This is a genomic window from Stenotrophomonas sp. YJH_SMC_17, assembly GCF_059371655.1.
The window spans coordinates 865,284-881,063 of sequence record NZ_JCAFUU010000001.1 but is presented as its reverse complement, the minus strand read 5'-3'; the positions used below and the strand labels follow the sequence as shown (position 1 = coordinate 881,063).

The window sequence follows — 15,780 nt, the reverse complement described above, 5'->3', positions numbered from 1 at the left end:
ATTTCGGGTTGCCGGGCAGCGGCCGGCACCATCGATCGCTGGATCCACGCCATGGGTGGAGCAGGGGCAGGGCGCGGCGATCAGAACGTCGCGTTCAACGAGATCCAGTAGCTGCGGCGCTGGTCCTTGGTCGCGTAGTCGTCCACGCAGTTGAACTCGCTCGGGCTGATCAGCAGGCACGACTGCGAGACGAAGTTCTTGTCGAACAGATTGTTGACCCGCGCATTGACCGTCAGCCACGGCGTTGCCTTCCAGCTGCCCCCCAGGTGGAAGAGGGTGTAGTCCTCGTAGTAACGGGTCTGGCTGGCGCCGTTGGCGTCGAGCAGGGTGTCGCGGTAGCGGTCGTAGCGGCCCTCGCCGATCAGCGACAGGCTGATGGCGTCGTTTAGCTGCCAGTTCAGGCTGGCATTGGCCATGTGCTTGGCCGGGGTGGTGCCGGCAATCGGCAGGCCTTTCTGCGCGCCGCTGGTCTGCTCGCTCCGGGTCCAGGTGTAGTTGCCGCGCAGCTGCAGGCTGTCGAGCAGGTCGACGTGCGCCGCCATTTCCACACCACGCGTTTCAACCTTGTCGATGTTCACGCTCTGGGTGAAGGTGCTGTAGCCCAGCGCCGCCCAGCCCGGGCCGATGTCCACGCAGTAACCGCTGCCGGCCGGCGCAACTTCGCAGTTCGGGAAGGTGCCGCCGCTGGCGATCTTGTCCTCGAACGTGTTGATGAAGCCGGTGACGTTGAAGCCCCAGCGCTGGCCTTCGTAGTAGGCGGCCAGCTCGTAGTTGGTGCTGGTTTCCGGCTTCAGGTTCGGCGAGCCCACCAGCGGCAGCACGCCCTGGCCACCAAAGCCGGTGATGCCCGGGAACAGCTGGTCCGGGCGCGGCGTCTTGTAACCGGTGCTGACGCCGCCCTTGAAGGTCCACGCATCGTTGGCGTTCCACACCAGGTAGCCGCGCGGGCTGAGATGGCTGCCGAAGATGTTGTGGTCGTCGTGGCGCAGGCCGAAGGTGGCCGTCAGGGTATCGGTCAGCGCCCAGTTGTCCTCGGCAAACAGCGCCCACATGCGGTGCTTCTGCCGGGTGTTGCTGCGATAGCCGGCGCCATCCATGCCGAACACGCCGTCGATCATGTCGGTGTCGTTGTACTGGCCGCCGACGGTCAGCGTGTGCGCGCCGAAGTCCAGATCCAGCATCGTGTCGAGCACGTATCCTTCCAGTTCCATGGTGCGCAGCGGACGCGGCAGGAACGACTGCAGGCGCGCCATTTCGCTGGGGTTGAGTGCGGTCAGCGCATTGCCACGGCCCGCCGCGCAGTTGTTGGCGGCACCGGTACGACGGCAGACGTCATTCCACAGCGTCTGCAGGTTGGCGCGCTCGTCCAGGGTCAGCGGCAGCGAGCGGCCGAGGTTGCTGCTCTTGCTGTGGGTCAGCGAGGTCTGCCAGGTGCCGAAGCTGTAGCGGCCCTGGTGTGTCAGCGAGAGCTGGTCGCGCTCGTAGCGCTGGTAGGCGGTGTAGCCCACGCGCGGCTGCACCACGCGGCGGGTGACCGTGCCGCTGCCGTTCGGGTTCGGGATGACCGCATTGCCGACGCGCCACAGGCTGGCCAGGCTGTCCAGGGTGCCGGTCTGGCCCTCGCTGTTGTCGTACTTCTGCCGAGAGACGTCGTAGTCCAGCCACAGCTCGTGGTCATCGTTGACGCGGAAGTCCAGGCGCACGCCGGTGTTCCAGTTGGTGTTGGCCACCGACTTGCCGCCGCCACCGAAGCCGATGCTGCGCTCCCACAGCGTGCCATCGGGCAGGGTCAGCGCATCCCATTCCGGGTTCGATGCCTTGGCATCGTAGTAGCTGCCGCGCACCGCCAGGCTCAGGCGATCCTTCAGCAGCGGGCCGCTGAGGTACAGGTCGGTGGTGCGTGCATCGCCGAACTGGTTGTCCTGCTGCACGGTGAAGCCCTGGGTGAGCGCGCCGTGCCAGCTGTCCTGGTTGCGGCGGGTGATGATGTTGATCACGCCGCCCATCGCGTCCGAGCCGTACAGGGTGGACATCGGGCCGCGCACCACTTCGATGCGCTCGATCGCGTCCAGCGGCGGCAGGTAGGCGAACTGGCCACCGCCGAAGTTGTTCGGGTACAGCTGGCCGACGTTGCTCTGGCGGCGGCCGTCGATCAGCACCAGGGTGTACTCGGAGGGCAGGCCGCGCATCGAGATGGTGGCACGGCCGTTCTTGTCGGTGGCCTCCAGGCCGACGTCGATGCCTTCGACATCGCGCAGCGCGTCGACCAGGTTGGTGTACGGGCGCTTGCTCAGTTCCTCGCGGCTGACCACGCTGATGCTGGCCGGTGCATCGACCACCTTCTGTTCGAAGCCGGAGGCGGTGACCACCACCTTGTCCAGCGTCTGCGGGGCGTCGGCGATCTCCGCATGGGCGAGAGCAGGGGCCGCCATCGCCGCCAGCACGGCGCTGGTCAGCAGGGGGCGGGACAGGGACGAACGGACACGATGGCGCTGGGCCATGGCAGTTACCTCGAAAGATGCAGAGAGGTGCGATGCCGGGCGCGAAGGGCGCGGCATGCACGGAAAGCCCGGTCAGGGGCGGCAGGGATGAAGCAGGCAGCGGCGTGCGGGCGCGACCGCGCAGGCGGTCACGTCGGGCCGTGGATCAGGCGAGCGGCGGCGCCTGGCCGCGTTGCTGGCGACGCCCCGGCGCGTCGGCCCAGGGCGTGTCCGGAGCAGCCAGCGGCCAGTCCGGGCGCACGCCGGGCATGGCCGGCGTGGCGGGTACGAGTTCAAGTTCTGTACGCAGCCACTGGCTGGCCAGCAACAGCGGCGGCGGCGCCTTCTCGGCCGCTTTTGTCGGGGTGGAGGCGCAGCGGCGCAGTTTGGCCGGGGCCTCTTCCTGCAACGGGCCTTCGCCACCACGTTCTTCCAGCGGGACCTGCACGGCCATCGCTGTGGCCGGATGCGGCAACAGCGGCAGGGTGCCCAGCAGCAGCACCAGCATCGCCACCCACGCCAGCAGGCTGGCCAGCGCGGGACGCTGACCGCGCATGGCGGTACCCATCTTGCGATGGATCAGTGGGCGAGGGCGGAGCGGGCGCAGCAAGCAGGGGTCCCCGGGCGGTCGCCGGCAGCGGCCGGCATCAACGGGGCGTGATTGTAATGAGAGCTGTTAGCCGTTGCAAATGAGAATGATTGCCAAACGATCGCGGGACGGCCGCAACCGGCTCAGACCTCGCTCCAGCGCCGCAGCAGGTTGTGGTACACGCCGGTCAGCTGTAGCACCGCCTCAGCGTCGCCACCGGTCTGGCGCAGGCGCTCGATCGAGCCGTCCATTTCCCACAGCAGGCGCCGCTGCACGTCATCGCGGATCATGCTCTGCACCCAGAAGAACGAGGCCACGCGCGCGCCGTTGGTGACCGGCCGCACCTGGTGCAGGCTGCTGGACGGGTACACGATCAGGTCGCCGGCCGGCAGCTTCACTTCATGCTCGCCGTAGGTGTCGCTGATGATCAGCTCGCCGCCCTCGTACTCGTCCGGATCGGACAGGAACAGGGTGCAGGAGATGTCCGAGCGCAGCTGTTCGCCGTTGCCCAGGTTCATCACCGCGCCATCGACATGGAAGCCGTAGGTGCCACCGCCGGTGTAGCGGTTGAAGCGCGGCGGCAGGATCTTCAGGGGCAGCGCTGCAGCGAAGAACAGGGGGCTGCGGCTCAGTGCGGCCAGCACGTCCCGGCCCAGCTCCGCTTTCAGGGGCGAGGCATCCGCCAGCTGCTGGTTGTGCTTGACCATTGCACCCTGCGTACCGACGGTCTCGCGACCGTCGGTCCAGTCTGCAGCGTCGAGCCGCCTGCGTGCCTGCGCCACGTCCTGGGGTGAAAGCACGTCGGGAATGTGCAGCAGCATGGCGGTTCCTTTTGGGGCGCGGGGGAGCGTGGCTCCCCCGCGCAATGCATCAGAAGCGGATGTCCGCGCTGAGCAGGAAGGTGCGCGGGGCACCCGGGGTGTAACGGTAGCCGCTCTTGTTGATGCTGGCCACGTACTGCTTGTCGAACAGGTTGTAGCCGTTCAAGCGCAGCGAGATGTTCTCGTTGATCGCCCAGGACACGACAGCGTCGTACACCACGTAGGATTTGGTGAACGACGGGGTGCCCACCGCACCGTCGGTGCCGCGGTGCATGCCGGCGGCATAGCGCACGCCGCCGCCCACGGTGATGCCGTAGGGCAGGATGTAGCTGGTCCAGCCGGTGAACGTGTCGTCCGGGGTATAGGTCAGGTTGGTGGTGCCGTCGGCGGCCACCTTGGCACCTTCCTTCACTTCGGTGTCCAGATGGCTGTAACCGGCGCTGACCGACCAGTTGTCGGTGAGGCGGCCGACTGCGGAGAGCTCCACGCCCTTGACGCGCTTGCTGCCGGTCTGAGTCGGGTTGCCGGCATCATCCAGCACGGTGGTGTTGATTTCGTTGTCCACGTCGGTCTGGAACAGCGCCAGGTTCACCGCCAGCGCATCGTCCATGAAGCCCCACTTGCTGCCCACTTCGAAGGTCTTGGCCTTCTGCGGGTCCAGCTTCGGGTTGTCGGCGCTGCTGGCCGAGCTGCTCAGCTGGAAGTTGGCACCGCCCGGCGGCTGCTGGGAAATGGCGTAGTTGGCGTACAGGCTGACCGTGTCGCCGACCTTGTACAGTGCACCCAGCTTCCAGTTCAGCAGGGTGTCGCTGGCTTCCAGCGTCGGATTGCGCAGCACGGTACCGGTGGGGTTGCTGCCGCAGGCCGGGCCACCGCGGCCACCGCACACCGAAGCGCTGGCGTATTCGGTCTTGAAGTGGTCGGCGCGCACGCCAGCGGTCAGCAGGAAGCTTTCACCGAAGGACAGGGTGTCGAACAGGTAGGCCGAGGAGGTGGTGGTCTTGCCGTGCGCATCGGCGCCGTTGTGCGCCCAGCTCAGGCCACTGACGTTCCAGTCCGGGTCGTACAGGTTGGCGGCGGGCCAGCTGGTACCGGCCGTAGCGGCCTGGCCGTAGCTGTCCAGTTCCTCACGGGTGAACTCCAGGCCGGCGCTCAGCGCGTGGCCGACCGCGCCGGTGGCGAAGTCCGCGCGCAGGTTCAGCTGATCGGTGAGGATAGTGTTGCGCTGGTCCTTGAAGGTCGGCAGGCTGCGCGCGATGGCGTAGCTGGAGAGGTCAGCCGGGTTGGTATAGGTGATGTTGCCGGTCGGTCGGCCACCCGCGCCGCGCACGCCGGTGCCCATGAAGGCGGTGAGCAGGTAGTCCTGTTCGGTGCGGCCCCAGCGCGCGGTGTTGGTCAGGCGCACGCTGTCGTTGAAATCGTGCTCGAAGCGGAACGTGGCCATCTTCGCGGTCACGTCATCGTGGTCGGCGCGGGTGCCGTAGAAGTTTTCCGGATCGATTGGGTGGCCGGCCAGCGCTTCCAGGGTCGGCTGCGGGGTCCAGCCTGGCAAGCCCAGAGTGGGAACGCCGCCATCGGGCACGTTGTCCTGCTTCACGTACAGCAGGTTGAGGTAGTAGCGCGTGGCAGTGCCCAGGCCAAAGGCCAGCGACGGTGCGATGCCCCAGCGCTTGTTCTGCACGTGGTCGCGGCCGGGCTGGTCGCTGTCCTGCCACATGCCGTTGATGCGCAGCGCGCTGGTGGCGCCCAGCGACTGGTTCCAGTCGGCCGTGGTGCGGCGCTGCTGGTCGCTGCCCAGCGAAATGCTGGCCGAAGTGGCGTCCTGCCGGTTGGCCTGCTTGCTGACCAGGTTGATTGCACCGGTCGGTGCCGAACGACCGTTGTCGGTGCCGGCCGGGCCCTTGGTCACTTCCACCTGTTCGATGTTGAACACATCGCGCGAGATCGAGCCCAGGTCGCGCACACCGTCCACGTACAGGCTGTTGGATGTGTCGAAGCCGCGCATGAACAGCGCGTCGCCGGTGGTGGTGTTGCCGTTCTCGCCGGCATAGAAGGTGCCCACGCCGGGGCTGTTGCGCAGCGCTTCGGTCAGCGTGGTGGCGCCCTGCTGGTTGAACAGGTCGCTGGTGATGACCTGGATGGTCTGCGGGGTGTCCTGCAGGCGCTGGGTGAACTTCGGCGAGGCCACCTTGTCAGCCTTGTAGCCGCGGGTAGCGTGCACATCGATCTTGTCCAGGGTGCGCGCGTTGTCGGCGGCTTCGGCGTAGGCCAGCATGGGCAGCGCCGCCAGGCCAAGGCCGGCGGCAAGACTGGCGGTGGCCAGCGGCAGGGTACGAAGCGGTGAAGCGTGCTTGCGGCTCTTGATCGGTTTCATGGGCGTCTGCAGAGAGGGAACAGGAAGGGGCGGCCGGCGCAGGCGGCGCGGCAGCAGGACATGGAGCGAAAAGGGGAACGTGCGGATACGACTGCGCAGCGCGCAGCAGAGCGTCAGGCCAGCAGCGCGGGCGGTGCCTGTGAGGGGGGCTGGCGTCGGTCCGGCCCGTGCACCGCGGGAGCCGGTGTCAGCGTCGCCGGAGCGTCCGCAGGGGCACTCTGTGGGAACTGCAGGCAGAGCCGTCGCAACACCGGTGGCTTGTCGCCGCGATTGCCATCAGGTTCGGACTCCGCGCGGTGCATCGCCTGTTCGTGCGGCAGTGCATGTGGCGGGGACGCGGGCGCGGCACCCTGGGCGTGCACCGTGGGCATCACGTCGGTTGCCGTACCACGTCCTTCGTGCAGTGCCGACCAGCCCAGCAGCAGCGTCAGCAACACGGCCACCAGCAGCGGCCACCCGTGGCGGGCGAGCTGGCACAACGCGGCGGTGGGCGCGGGCGAAGCCATGGCGCAGAGGCGGAGTCGTTACGAAGATGTTACGTAGAATAACATAAACGATAATGATTCGCATATGCGCAATCCAGGGGTCCATCCGGATGGCCCGAAAGGGCCCTGGGGCGCCGCTCAGGACGCCCTGGTAGATCCACCCGGCGGGTGGGTGCTCTTCGGTAGGAGCGCCCGAGGGTGATCCCTGAAGGCCGGGCGCGGCCTCAATCGCGGTCGTCGCGGGTCCAGACCGCGTCGTGCTCCCGCTTCACCGGGAACTTGGGCACCGGGGTATAGGCCGGGGCACACAGGGCGCGGCCATCGCGCACGTCGAAGCGCGCGCCGTGCAGCACGCACTCCACGCTGCCTTCGGTCGTGTTGAACTCGCCCGAGGAAAGCTCGAACTCTTCGTGCGTGCACTGGTCTTCCAGTGCGTACAGCTCGCCGTCGAGGTTGAACACCACGATCGGCGTGCCGGTCACTTCGTCGAACACGCTCTTCATTTCACCCGGCAGCAGCTCGTTGCCGGCACAGACAAAGGTCCAGGCCTCGCTCACGCGGCGGCTCCGGCCAGCGGCTTTTCCAGGATCTCGAAGCGCAGGTCGTCGCGCTTGGGGATGCCGAAGCGTTCGTCGCCATACGGGAACGGCTTCTTGATGCCGGTACGGCTGTAGCCGCGGCGCTCGTAGAAGGCAATCAGTTCGTCGCGCACGTCGATGACGGTCATCTGCATCACCGGCACATTCCATTCGCGCGCGGCGTGCGCTTCGGCAGCATCCATCAGCTGCTTGCCGACGCCACCGCCCTGCTGGGCCGGGTCGACCGAGAACATGCCGAAGTAGCCCTTGCCGTCGACATCGGCGACGTGGGCGCAGGCCACCAGTTGGCCCTCGCGTTCGGCCAGCAGGATCGTGGAGCGCGGGCGGTCGAGGTCGCCCTGGATGCCTTCGGCGTCGATGCGGGCGCCATCCAGCAGGTCGGCTTCGGTGGTCCAGCCGGCGCGACTGGCGTCGCCACGGTAGGCCGAGGTGACCAGGGTAATCAGGGCGGGGATGTCGGCCGACGTGGCGGCGCGGAAGGTCAGGGTGCTCATGGGCACATTCTAGGTGGGGTGGGGGCGGGCGCAAATGGGGCACCCCGGCAGTTCCGGCAACGGTATGCTCGCGCTTCAGCAATTGTCATGCAGGACCGTGGCGTGGACGTGTCGAAGGGAATCGCGCTGGCGTTGACCGCGGGGATGATGACGGCGCTGGTACGTCTGCCGGCGCACGTAGACGGCGGCGGCATTGCGCCCAACGGCCTGGGGTGCCCGGGTTTCAGTCCGTCCCGTGCGTTGCCGGTCACGCTCGAGGCGCTGCGGGCCGATCCCACGCGCTATCACGGGAGATTGGTGCGCGTGCGGGGTGCTTACGTTGATCGTTTTGAAATGTCTGCACTGCATCCCGGGCCACCGGTACGGAACCCATGGGCGGCTGAGGGCGTGTGGGTGAATGGAATTCCCATCCTGGTGCTGCCGCCGCAGCAGACGGTTGAACTCACCGGAATCGTAGCGGCGGGCCGGCCCGTTTTCCCTTTCGGCAAGGGGCATATTGGGCAATGGCCTGCGGAGCTCTGTGTGTCTTCGATCCTGCCATTGGCGCCGCCATGAAAAACGCCGCGGTTTCCCGCGGCGTTCTCGATGTTTCGGGCTGGCCGGGGAATCTCACCCCAGCAGCTTGCGTACCTTGGTCAACGCAGTCATGAACCGATCGATCTCGGCGTGTGTGTTGTAGAACGCCAACGACGCACGGCAGGTTGCCGCCACCCCGTAATACTGCAGCAGCGGGTGCGCGCAGTGCTGGCCCGAACGCACGGCCACGCCTTCCAGATCCAGCAGGGTAGCCAGATCATGCGCGTGGGCGCCGTCGATCAGGAACGACACCACCGCTGCCTTTTCCGGTGCCTCGCCGATGATGCGCAGGCCATCGACCCGGCGCAGCTCTTCGGTGAAGTGCGCCAGCAGCTCGGCTTCGCGCGCTTCCACGTGGTCCAAGCCGACGTTCTGCAGATAGTCCGCCGCCACGCCCAGGCCAATGAAGCCGGCGATGTTGGGGGTGCCGGCTTCGAACTTGTGCGGGGCATCGTTGAACACGGTGCCGTCGAAGCTGACTTCCTTGATCATCTCGCCGCCACCGAGGAACGGCGGCATCGCGTCCAGGTGCTCGCGGCGCGCCCATAGTGCACCGGTACCGGTCGGGCCGCACATCTTGTGGCCGGTGATGGCGTAGAAGTCGCAGCCGATCGCCGCCACGTCGACCTTGCGGTGCGGTGCGGCCTGCGAGCCATCGACCACGGTGATGATGCCGCGCTTGCGCGCTTCACGGCAGATTTCGCGCACCGGATTGACCGTGCCCAGCACGTTGGAGACATGGGTGACGGCCAGCAGCTTGACCTCCGGGGTCATCGCCGCGCGCAGCGCATCCAGATCGAGTGCGCCGTCAGGCGTGATCTCGGCCACGCGGATGGTCGCGCCGGTACGCTGCGCGACCAGCTGCCAGGGCACGATGTTGGCGTGGTGCTCCATGCGCGTGATCAGGATCACGTCGCCGGCCTTCAGTCGAGGCAGCGCCCACGAGTAGGCCACCAGGTTGATGGCGAAGGTGGTACCACTGCACAGCACCAGGTCGCTGGGGCGCACGTTGAGGAAGCGGGCCAGCGTGTTGCGTGCGCCTTCGTAGGCGTCGGTGGCTTCGCTGCCCAGTGCATGCACCGCGCGGCTGACGTTGGCGTTGTAGCGGCGGTAGAACTCGTCCACCGCGCCGATCACCTGCACCGGCTTCTGGCCGGTGTTGGCATTGTCGAAATAAACCAGCGGCTTGCCATGCACTTCACGCATCAGCAGCGGGAAGTCGAGGCGGACGCGGTCCCAGTCGGGGGCGCCTGAGCGTTCTTCGATCGGGCGCGGGGTGGACAGGTTCATGCCACACCCGCCTCGGCCAGTGCCTTGTCCAGGCGGCGTGCCAGCTGCTCGCGCAGGATATCCGGCAGGATTTTCAGGGGCTCATGGCAGAAAGCCGCACTCAGCAGGGCCTGCGCCTGTGCCTGCGGCAGGCCGCGCGAGCGCAGGTAGAACAGCGCGTTGGCATCGAGCTGGCCGACAGTCGCACCGTGCGCGGCCTTCACTTCATCGGCGTCGATTACCAGCGTCGGCTGGGTGTCGATCTCGGCATCGGCCGACAGCAGCAGGTTCTTGTTGGACAGGTTCGCGTCGGTGCCATCGGCGCCTTCGCGGATCTGGATGCCACCATGGAACACCACGCGGCTGCGGTTGGCGGCGACGCCGCGCCACAGCAGTCCGCAGGCGGTATCGCGTGCGATGTGGTCGATGCCCAGGCGGGTTTCGACGTGGCGCCGGCCATTGCCGAGCAGCACGCCGTTGGCGGTCAGCTGGGCGTTGTCGCCTTCCAGGCGTACGTTCAGTTCGTGGCGGCTGAGCGCGGCGCCCAGTTCCAGGTCGACGCGGTGGTACTGCGCGTCGCGGGCCAGTACCGCGTCGGTACGCAGGAAGCTGGTCTGGCGCGCGCTGCCGGCCTGCACGCGGGCGTGCTTGAGCACGGCATCGCGGGCGACGTGGGCATGCAGCACGGTATTGTCCAGGTGCGCCGAGTCGCCCACGCTGAAGCGGTGCTCGACCACGCCCAGACTGGCGCCTGCACGCAGTTCGATGAGGTGGCGGTGGTGCCAGGCCAGGTCGGTGGCGCCGGCGACGCTGGCGAACACCAGCTGCAGCGGCGTTTCGACCTGCACGCCGTCGTCCACGCGCAGCACTACGCCTTCATCGGCCAGTGCGGCGTTGAGGCGGGCGAAGATCTCTTCGCTGCGCTCGTAACGGCGGCCAAGGAAACGCACGGCGTCTTCGCCGGAGGCCAGTGCGGCCGACAGCGGCTGCAGCTGCACGCCGGCCGGCAGGGCGTGCACGTCGCTCAGCGCGGCATCCAGGCGGCCATTGACGAACACCAGGCGCGGCGCCGGGATGTCCTCCAGCAGCGCGGCATCCAGGGCAGGCCCCTGCAGCGGTGCAGCCGAGAACGCACGGCGCTCCAGCTGGCGCAGCGAGGTGTACTTCCAGGCTTCGTTGCGGGCGGCCGGCAGGCCGTCGCGCAGGGCCGCATCCAGCACTTCACGGCGCGCATCGCTGCCGCAGAAGGCCTGGGCCATCGAGTCGAGCAGGGCGCTCATCAGACCGCCGCCTCGCGCACCACGCGATCCTTGAGGAAATCGTAGCCGTGCGCTTCCAGTTCCAGCGCCAGTTCCGGGCCGCCGGTCTTGACGATGCGGCCATCGGCCAGCACGTGCACCACGTCCGGCTTGATGTAGTCCAGCAGGCGCTGGTAGTGGGTGATGACCAGGAACGAGCGGTCGGCGGCGCGCAGTGCGTTGACGCCGTCGGCCACGCTCTTCAGCGCATCGATGTCCAGGCCCGAATCGGTTTCGTCGAGGATCGCCAGCTTCGGCTCGAGCACGGCCAGCTGGAAGATCTCGTTGCGCTTCTTCTCGCCACCGGAGAAGCCTTCGTTGACGCCACGGTGCAGCAGCTCGTCCTTCAGGTGCAGCACGGCCAGCTTCTGCCGCACCAGCTTCAGGAACTGCATGGAATCGAGTTCTTCTTCACCACGCGCCTTGCGCTGTGCATTCAGTGCTGCGCGCAGGAAGTAGGTGTTGTTCACGCCCGGGATTTCCACCGGGTACTGGAAGGCCAGGAACAGGCCGGCGGCGGCGCGCGCTTCCGGTTCCTGGTCGAGCAGGTCCACACCGTCGAACTGCACGCTGCCTTCGGTGACTTCGTAGCCGTCACGGCCGGCCAGGACATTACCGAGGGTGGACTTGCCGGCGCCGTTGGGGCCCATGATGGCGTGCACCTGACCGGGCTTCACATCCAGCGAGAGGCCCTTGAGGATTTCCTTGTCGCCGATGCGGGCGTGGAGGTTGTCGATCTTCAGCATGGTGGGGATTTCCGTGGGGCGGGCCACAGCCCGCCGATAAAGAGAATGCGTTTGCGAGGGCAGGGGCGGGCGGTCAGCCCACCGAACCTTCCAGCGAGACTTCCAGCAGCTTCTTGGCTTCCACCGCGAACTCCATCGGCAGTTCGCGGAACACCTGCTTGCAGAAGCCGTCGACGATCATCGACACCGCGTCTTCCTGGCTGATGCCACGGGCGCGGCAGTAGAACAGCTGGTCGTCGGAGATCTTGGAGGTGGTGGCCTCGTGCTCGACGGTGGCGCCCGGGTTCTTCACCTCGATATAGGGGAAGGTATGGGCACCGCACTGCTTGCCGATCAGCAGCGAATCGCACTGGGTGTAGTTGCGCGCGCCATCGGCGTTGCGGTCCACCTTGACCAGGCCGCGGTAGGTGTTCTGGCCGCGGCCGGCACTAATGCCCTTGCTGACGATCTTGCTCTTGGTGCGCTTGCCGATGTGGATCATCTTGGTGCCGGTGTCGGCCTGCTGGCGGTGGTGGGTCAGCGCCACCGAGTGGAACTCGCCCACCGAATCGTCGCCCAGCAGCACGCAGGACGGGTACTTCCAGGTGATGGCCGAACCGGTCTCGACCTGGGTCCAGGTGACCTTGCTGCGAGCACCACGGCATTCGGCACGCTTGGTGACGAAGTTGTAGATGCCGCCAACGCCGTTCTCGTCGCCCGGGTACCAGTTCTGCACGGTGGAGTACTTGATCTCGGCATCTTCCAGCGCGACCAGCTCGACCACCGCGGCGTGCAGCTGGTTCTCATCGCGCATCGGCGCGGTGCAGCCTTCCAGGTACGAGACGTAGGCCTTGTCCTCGCACACGATGAGGGTGCGCTCGAACTGGCCGGTGTGGCCGGCGTTGATGCGGAAGTAGGTGCTCAGTTCCATCGGACAGCGCACGCCCTTGGGGATGAACACGAAGCTGCCATCGGAAAACACCGCCGAGTTCAGCGCGGCGAAGTAGTTGTCGCCCACCGGCACCACGGTGCCCAGGTACTGGCGCACCAGTTCCGGGTGCTCCTTGATGGCCTCGGACATCGAGCAGAAGATGATGCCCTTCTCGGCCAGTTCCTTGCGGAAGGTGGTGCCGACGGACACCGAGTCGAACACCGCGTCCACTGCCACGCCGGCCAGCTTGGCACGCTCGTGCAGCGGCACGCCCAGCTTGTCGTAGGTGTCGAGCAGTTCCTTGGGCACGTCATCCAGCGAGGCGTACTTCGGGCCCTTCGGCGCGGAGTAGTAGCTGAGCGCCTGGAGGTCGATCGGGGCGATCTCAAGCTTGGCCCAGTCCGGCATCGGCATGGTCAGGAAGTGGCGGTAGGCGTCCAGGCGCCACTGCGTCATCCATTCCGGCTCTTCCTTCTTGGCCGACAGGGCACGGATGGTGTCCTCGTCCAGGCCGGCAGGAAGGGAGTCCGATTCGATCTCGGTGATGAAGCCGGCCGAATACTTGCGGCCGAGCTGGTCGTGGATCTCGCGGTTGGGGGTGTCGTCGTGGGCGACGGTTTCGATGGTTTCGGTGGCCATGGGGGGCTGCCTACGGATCAGGAGACGACGTCGACAGCGATGGTGCGGCGCTGTTCGTCATCGACAAGGGGAAGAGGGGGCAGGATCTGCGCAAGGCTGACATCGCGCAGGGCCTCGGAGACCACGTCGTTGATCAGCCGCCAGCTGCTGCGCGCGCCGCACTTGGGCGCCATGCCGCACTGGTGGTGGTCGTGGCTGCATTCGGTCAGGGCCAGCGGCCCTTCCATTGCTTCGACCACTTCGAACAGCGAGATCTCGATGGCCGGGCGGGTCAGCCGATACCCGCCACGCACGCCACGCAGGCCTTCCACCAGGCCGGCCTGGGCCAGCGGCTTGAGCACCTTGCTGACGGTGGGCGGCTCCAGGCCAGTGAATTCGGCCAGCTCGGTGGCACTGAGCACCTCGCCCGGACGGGCGGCGAGCACGGTCAGTACCACGGTGGCGTAATCGGTGAGCTTGGTGACACGCAACATGGGAATGCGAGCGGTTCTTAAAGCGGACTGAAATTGTACGCTTTTATTCGCCGGCATCCAACCCGGGCATTCAGCCGGCGCTGGGACGGACCGGGACGACACACCGGGGTCATTGCCGGGGCGCCATGCTGCGCCAACGGGGTGATTTTCGCAATCACCCGGAATGGGCGAGAATCAACGTTCCTTTCGCTGCAGACCTCCCTTGCCGATGCCCAAGAAGATCCAAGCCCGCAAGTCCGCCATCCATGGCAACGGCGTGTTCGCCGTGGCCCCGATCAAGCAGGGCGAGCGCGTGATCCAGTACAAGGGCCTGTTGCGCAGCCACGGCGACGTTGATGCCGATGACAGCGGCGACGTCGAAAGTGGCCATACCTTCCTGTTCACCCTCAACGACGACTGGGTGATCGACGCCAACTACAAGGGCAACGACGCGCGCTGGATCAACCACAGCTGCGATCCGAACTGCGAGGCGGTGATCGAGGAAGACGAGGACGGCGACAGCCGTGGCGACAAGGTCTTCATCGAAGCCCTGCGGGACATCAAGGCCGGTGAGGAACTGACCTACAACTACGGCATCACCCTGGCCGAACGCCACACCGCCAAGCTGAAGAAGATCTGGGAGTGCCGCTGCGGCTCGCCCAAGTGCACCGGCACGATGCTGCAGCCCAAGCGCTGACCGGTATCGGGTCGTGCCGGTCGCTGGCCGGCACGACCGGGCCTCTCCACCTGCCGTGCACGATCGGGTCACCGCCGTGCAATGGTCGTTCGCCGACCCTGTGTGCTCCCTCACTGGAGCACACGACATGGCACAGCGTATCGCCGGCAAGCAGGTCGCCATCCTCGCGACCCACGGCTTTGAACAGTCCGAACTGATCGAACCCAAGCGCCTGCTGGAAGCGCAGGGCGCGATCGTCACCGTGGTCTCCCCTGCGCAGGAGGCCAGCATCAAGGGCTGGAAGGACAAGGACTGGGGCGGCGTAGTGGCGGTGGACCTGGCGCTGGCCGAGGCCGATGCCGGGCGCTTCGATGCCCTGGTGCTGCCGGGCGGCGTCATCAACCCGGACACCCTGCGAACCGACGAGGCGGCGCTGGGCTTCATCCGCAGCGTGGCCGATGCCGGCAAGCCGGTGGCCGCGATCTGTCATGGGCCGTGGCTGCTGATCAACAGCGGGCTGGCCAAGGGACGCGAGGTGACCTCATGGCCGTCGCTGCAGCAGGACCTGGCCAATGCCGGCGCACGTTGGCGCGATGCCGAGGTGGTGGTGGACGGCAACCTGATCACCAGCCGCAAGCCCGATGACATTCCGGCCTTCAGCGAGGCCGTGGTCAACGCGCTGGCTGCGTGATGCGTTGCTGGTAGGGCAGGCCGCTGGCCGGCAGATGCAATAACCGGGGTGCCGGCCAGCGGCCGGCACTGCCCATCACTTGCCGAGGAGGCCCGCCGGCGCCAGGTTGCCCAGGTTCTGGTTGAAGGTGACTACCAGCTTGCCGTTCTTCACCTGTGCCGACTGCACCTGCAGTGCGCCGAGCATGCCGGCCACGGCGGGGTCCAGCTTGTAGATCGGCTCACGCTGGGCGTAGTCACTCAGCCAGGCATTGAGCAGACCGCGGGTGCGCGAGTCGAGACGACCGCCTTGGTTGGCCGGGGTGAAGTCATCCACGCTCGGCTGCTGCAGGTGGAACCCCTGGGTCTGCGCGTCGTAGCGCAGGCCGCTGCTCAGCTTCACCGTTCCCAGCTTGGCCGGGTTGCCACCGGCAGTGGCCAGCGCCACGTCCATGCCCAGGTTCAGGCGTTCGCCGGCAGGAAGGCTCAGCTGCGGGTGGCTCATGGTCAGTGCGATCAGCCCGCCCAGCGCATCCTGGGTACGCGGGAAGCTGCCGTCGAGATACTGCTGCACATCGCTGGCGCCGACCGACAGTTCGCGGCCGGAAATGGAAGGGGCAGCCTGCGCGCCGATCGCGGCGGCGATCAGTACGGTGGAGGCGGCGAGGCGGGTCATCAGGGAACGCAGGCGCATGGCGGTGAC

At 67.0% G+C, this 15,780-nt stretch carries 16 protein-coding genes; 3 read left to right on the top strand and 13 right to left on the bottom strand.

The genetic code is table 11. The features are described from left to right. Positions 1 to 80: 80 nt before the first annotated feature. The 7 genes from AC5P8Z_RS04140 to AC5P8Z_RS04110 form a co-directional block, all read right to left on the bottom strand. A complete protein-coding gene (locus AC5P8Z_RS04140) occupies positions 81 to 2,501 on the bottom strand; it encodes a TonB-dependent receptor domain-containing protein (protein WP_286071147.1) in 2,421 nt (806 codons plus the stop codon). Between the two features lie 145 nt (positions 2,502 to 2,646). Then, entirely contained in the window at positions 2,647 to 3,048 is a 402-nt protein-coding gene (locus tag AC5P8Z_RS04135) for a hypothetical protein (protein WP_286071148.1), read from the bottom strand. 164 nt (positions 3,049 to 3,212) lie between these two features. Continuing rightward, complete coding sequence (locus tag AC5P8Z_RS04130; protein WP_295565477.1) at positions 3,213 to 3,890, bottom strand: Fe2+-dependent dioxygenase; 678 nt, start codon at positions 3,888 to 3,890, stop codon at positions 3,213 to 3,215. A 49-nt stretch (positions 3,891 to 3,939) separates the two neighbouring features. Further along, complete coding sequence (locus AC5P8Z_RS04125) at positions 3,940 to 6,264, bottom strand: catecholate siderophore receptor Fiu (RefSeq protein WP_495228218.1); 2,325 nt, start codon at positions 6,262 to 6,264, stop codon at positions 3,940 to 3,942. Between the two features lie 113 nt (positions 6,265 to 6,377). Next, complete coding sequence (locus AC5P8Z_RS04120; protein ID WP_286071151.1) at positions 6,378 to 6,770, bottom strand: hypothetical protein; 393 nt, start codon at positions 6,768 to 6,770, stop codon at positions 6,378 to 6,380. A gap of 203 nt (positions 6,771 to 6,973) precedes the next feature. After that, the gene (locus tag AC5P8Z_RS04115) at positions 6,974 to 7,306 is read right to left on the bottom strand and encodes a non-heme iron oxygenase ferredoxin subunit (RefSeq protein ID WP_012479365.1); all 333 of its coding nucleotides are present in this window, start codon (positions 7,304 to 7,306) and stop codon (positions 6,974 to 6,976) included. Next, positions 7,303 to 7,842 carry a GNAT family N-acetyltransferase gene (locus AC5P8Z_RS04110; protein ID WP_495228216.1) on the bottom strand — a complete coding sequence of 180 codons (540 nt, stop codon included), beginning with the start codon at positions 7,840 to 7,842 and terminating at the stop codon, positions 7,303 to 7,305. Before AC5P8Z_RS04110 ends, AC5P8Z_RS04115 begins: the two co-directional genes overlap by 4 nt. Before the next feature lie 102 nt (positions 7,843 to 7,944). Between AC5P8Z_RS04110 and AC5P8Z_RS04105 the strand changes: the two genes are divergently transcribed. Further along, on the top strand, positions 7,945 to 8,397 hold the full coding sequence (locus tag AC5P8Z_RS04105) for a hypothetical protein (RefSeq protein WP_495228215.1): 453 nt from the start codon (positions 7,945 to 7,947) through the stop codon (positions 8,395 to 8,397). Between the two features lie 54 nt (positions 8,398 to 8,451). Here the strand turns inward: AC5P8Z_RS04105 and AC5P8Z_RS04100 are convergent, their stop codons facing one another. The 5 genes from AC5P8Z_RS04100 to AC5P8Z_RS04080 all read right to left on the bottom strand — a co-directional run bounded on the left by AC5P8Z_RS04100 (position 8,452) and on the right by AC5P8Z_RS04080 (position 13,753). Beyond that, positions 8,452 to 9,708 (bottom strand): cysteine desulfurase, encoded by a 1,257-nt coding sequence (locus AC5P8Z_RS04100; RefSeq protein WP_286071155.1) that lies wholly within the window; start codon positions 9,706 to 9,708, stop codon positions 8,452 to 8,454. Beyond that, complete coding sequence (gene sufD, locus AC5P8Z_RS04095; protein WP_286071156.1) at positions 9,705 to 10,967, bottom strand: Fe-S cluster assembly protein SufD; 1,263 nt, start codon at positions 10,965 to 10,967, stop codon at positions 9,705 to 9,707. Before sufD ends, AC5P8Z_RS04100 begins: the two co-directional genes overlap by 4 nt. Then, on the bottom strand, positions 10,967 to 11,731 hold the full coding sequence (gene sufC, locus AC5P8Z_RS04090) for a Fe-S cluster assembly ATPase SufC (protein WP_295565481.1): 765 nt from the start codon (positions 11,729 to 11,731) through the stop codon (positions 10,967 to 10,969). Before sufC ends, sufD begins: the two co-directional genes overlap by 1 nt. 73 nt (positions 11,732 to 11,804) lie before the next feature. Beyond that, positions 11,805 to 13,280 carry a Fe-S cluster assembly protein SufB gene (sufB, locus tag AC5P8Z_RS04085; RefSeq protein ID WP_495228213.1) on the bottom strand — a complete coding sequence of 492 codons (1,476 nt, stop codon included), beginning with the start codon at positions 13,278 to 13,280 and terminating at the stop codon, positions 11,805 to 11,807. Positions 13,281 to 13,297: 17 nt separating this feature from the next. After that, the gene (locus tag AC5P8Z_RS04080) at positions 13,298 to 13,753 is read right to left on the bottom strand and encodes an SUF system Fe-S cluster assembly regulator (RefSeq protein ID WP_061479214.1); all 456 of its coding nucleotides are present in this window, start codon (positions 13,751 to 13,753) and stop codon (positions 13,298 to 13,300) included. Between the two features lie 208 nt (positions 13,754 to 13,961). On the opposite strand from AC5P8Z_RS04080, the gene AC5P8Z_RS04075 reads away from it, so the two are divergent. Both AC5P8Z_RS04075 and AC5P8Z_RS04070 read left to right on the top strand, forming a co-directional pair. Beyond that, positions 13,962 to 14,429 (top strand): SET domain-containing protein, encoded by a 468-nt coding sequence (locus AC5P8Z_RS04075; protein WP_012479369.1) that lies wholly within the window; start codon positions 13,962 to 13,964, stop codon positions 14,427 to 14,429. Positions 14,430 to 14,556: 127 nt separating this feature from the next. Continuing rightward, on the top strand, positions 14,557 to 15,099 hold the full coding sequence (locus AC5P8Z_RS04070) for a type 1 glutamine amidotransferase domain-containing protein (protein WP_286071160.1): 543 nt from the start codon (positions 14,557 to 14,559) through the stop codon (positions 15,097 to 15,099). A gap of 75 nt (positions 15,100 to 15,174) precedes the next feature. Here AC5P8Z_RS04070 and AC5P8Z_RS04065 read toward each other — a convergent pair whose 3' ends face one another. After that, positions 15,175 to 15,771, bottom strand: a complete 597-nt coding sequence (locus tag AC5P8Z_RS04065) for a YceB family lipoprotein (RefSeq protein WP_495228211.1) — start codon at positions 15,769 to 15,771, stop codon at positions 15,175 to 15,177. Positions 15,772 to 15,780: the final 9 nt, after the last annotated feature.

Coding starts and splice junctions, on each gene's coding strand:
- AC5P8Z_RS04110 (WP_495228216.1), bottom strand. CDS start 7,842: ATGAGCACCCTGACCTTCCGCGCCGCCACGTCGGCCGACATCCCCGCC.
- AC5P8Z_RS04130 (WP_295565477.1), bottom strand. CDS start 3,890: ATGCTGCTGCACATTCCCGACGTGCTTTCACCCCAGGACGTGGCGCAG.
- AC5P8Z_RS04125 (WP_495228218.1), bottom strand. CDS start 6,264: ATGAAACCGATCAAGAGCCGCAAGCACGCTTCACCGCTTCGTACCCTG.
- AC5P8Z_RS04080 (WP_061479214.1), bottom strand. CDS start 13,753: ATGTTGCGTGTCACCAAGCTCACCGATTACGCCACCGTGGTACTGACC.
- AC5P8Z_RS04120 (WP_286071151.1), bottom strand. CDS start 6,770: ATGGCTTCGCCCGCGCCCACCGCCGCGTTGTGCCAGCTCGCCCGCCAC.
- AC5P8Z_RS04070 (WP_286071160.1), top strand. CDS start 14,557: ATGGCACAGCGTATCGCCGGCAAGCAGGTCGCCATCCTCGCGACCCAC.
- AC5P8Z_RS04065 (WP_495228211.1), bottom strand. CDS start 15,771: ATGCGCCTGCGTTCCCTGATGACCCGCCTCGCCGCCTCCACCGTACTG.
- AC5P8Z_RS04075 (WP_012479369.1), top strand. CDS start 13,962: ATGCCCAAGAAGATCCAAGCCCGCAAGTCCGCCATCCATGGCAACGGC.
- AC5P8Z_RS04100 (WP_286071155.1), bottom strand. CDS start 9,708: ATGAACCTGTCCACCCCGCGCCCGATCGAAGAACGCTCAGGCGCCCCC.
- AC5P8Z_RS04140 (WP_286071147.1), bottom strand. CDS start 2,501: ATGGCCCAGCGCCATCGTGTCCGTTCGTCCCTGTCCCGCCCCCTGCTG.
- sufB (WP_495228213.1), bottom strand. CDS start 13,280: ATGGCCACCGAAACCATCGAAACCGTCGCCCACGACGACACCCCCAAC.
- sufD (WP_286071156.1), bottom strand. CDS start 10,967: ATGAGCGCCCTGCTCGACTCGATGGCCCAGGCCTTCTGCGGCAGCGAT.
- sufC (WP_295565481.1), bottom strand. CDS start 11,731: ATGCTGAAGATCGACAACCTCCACGCCCGCATCGGCGACAAGGAAATC.
- AC5P8Z_RS04135 (WP_286071148.1), bottom strand. CDS start 3,048: ATGGGTACCGCCATGCGCGGTCAGCGTCCCGCGCTGGCCAGCCTGCTG.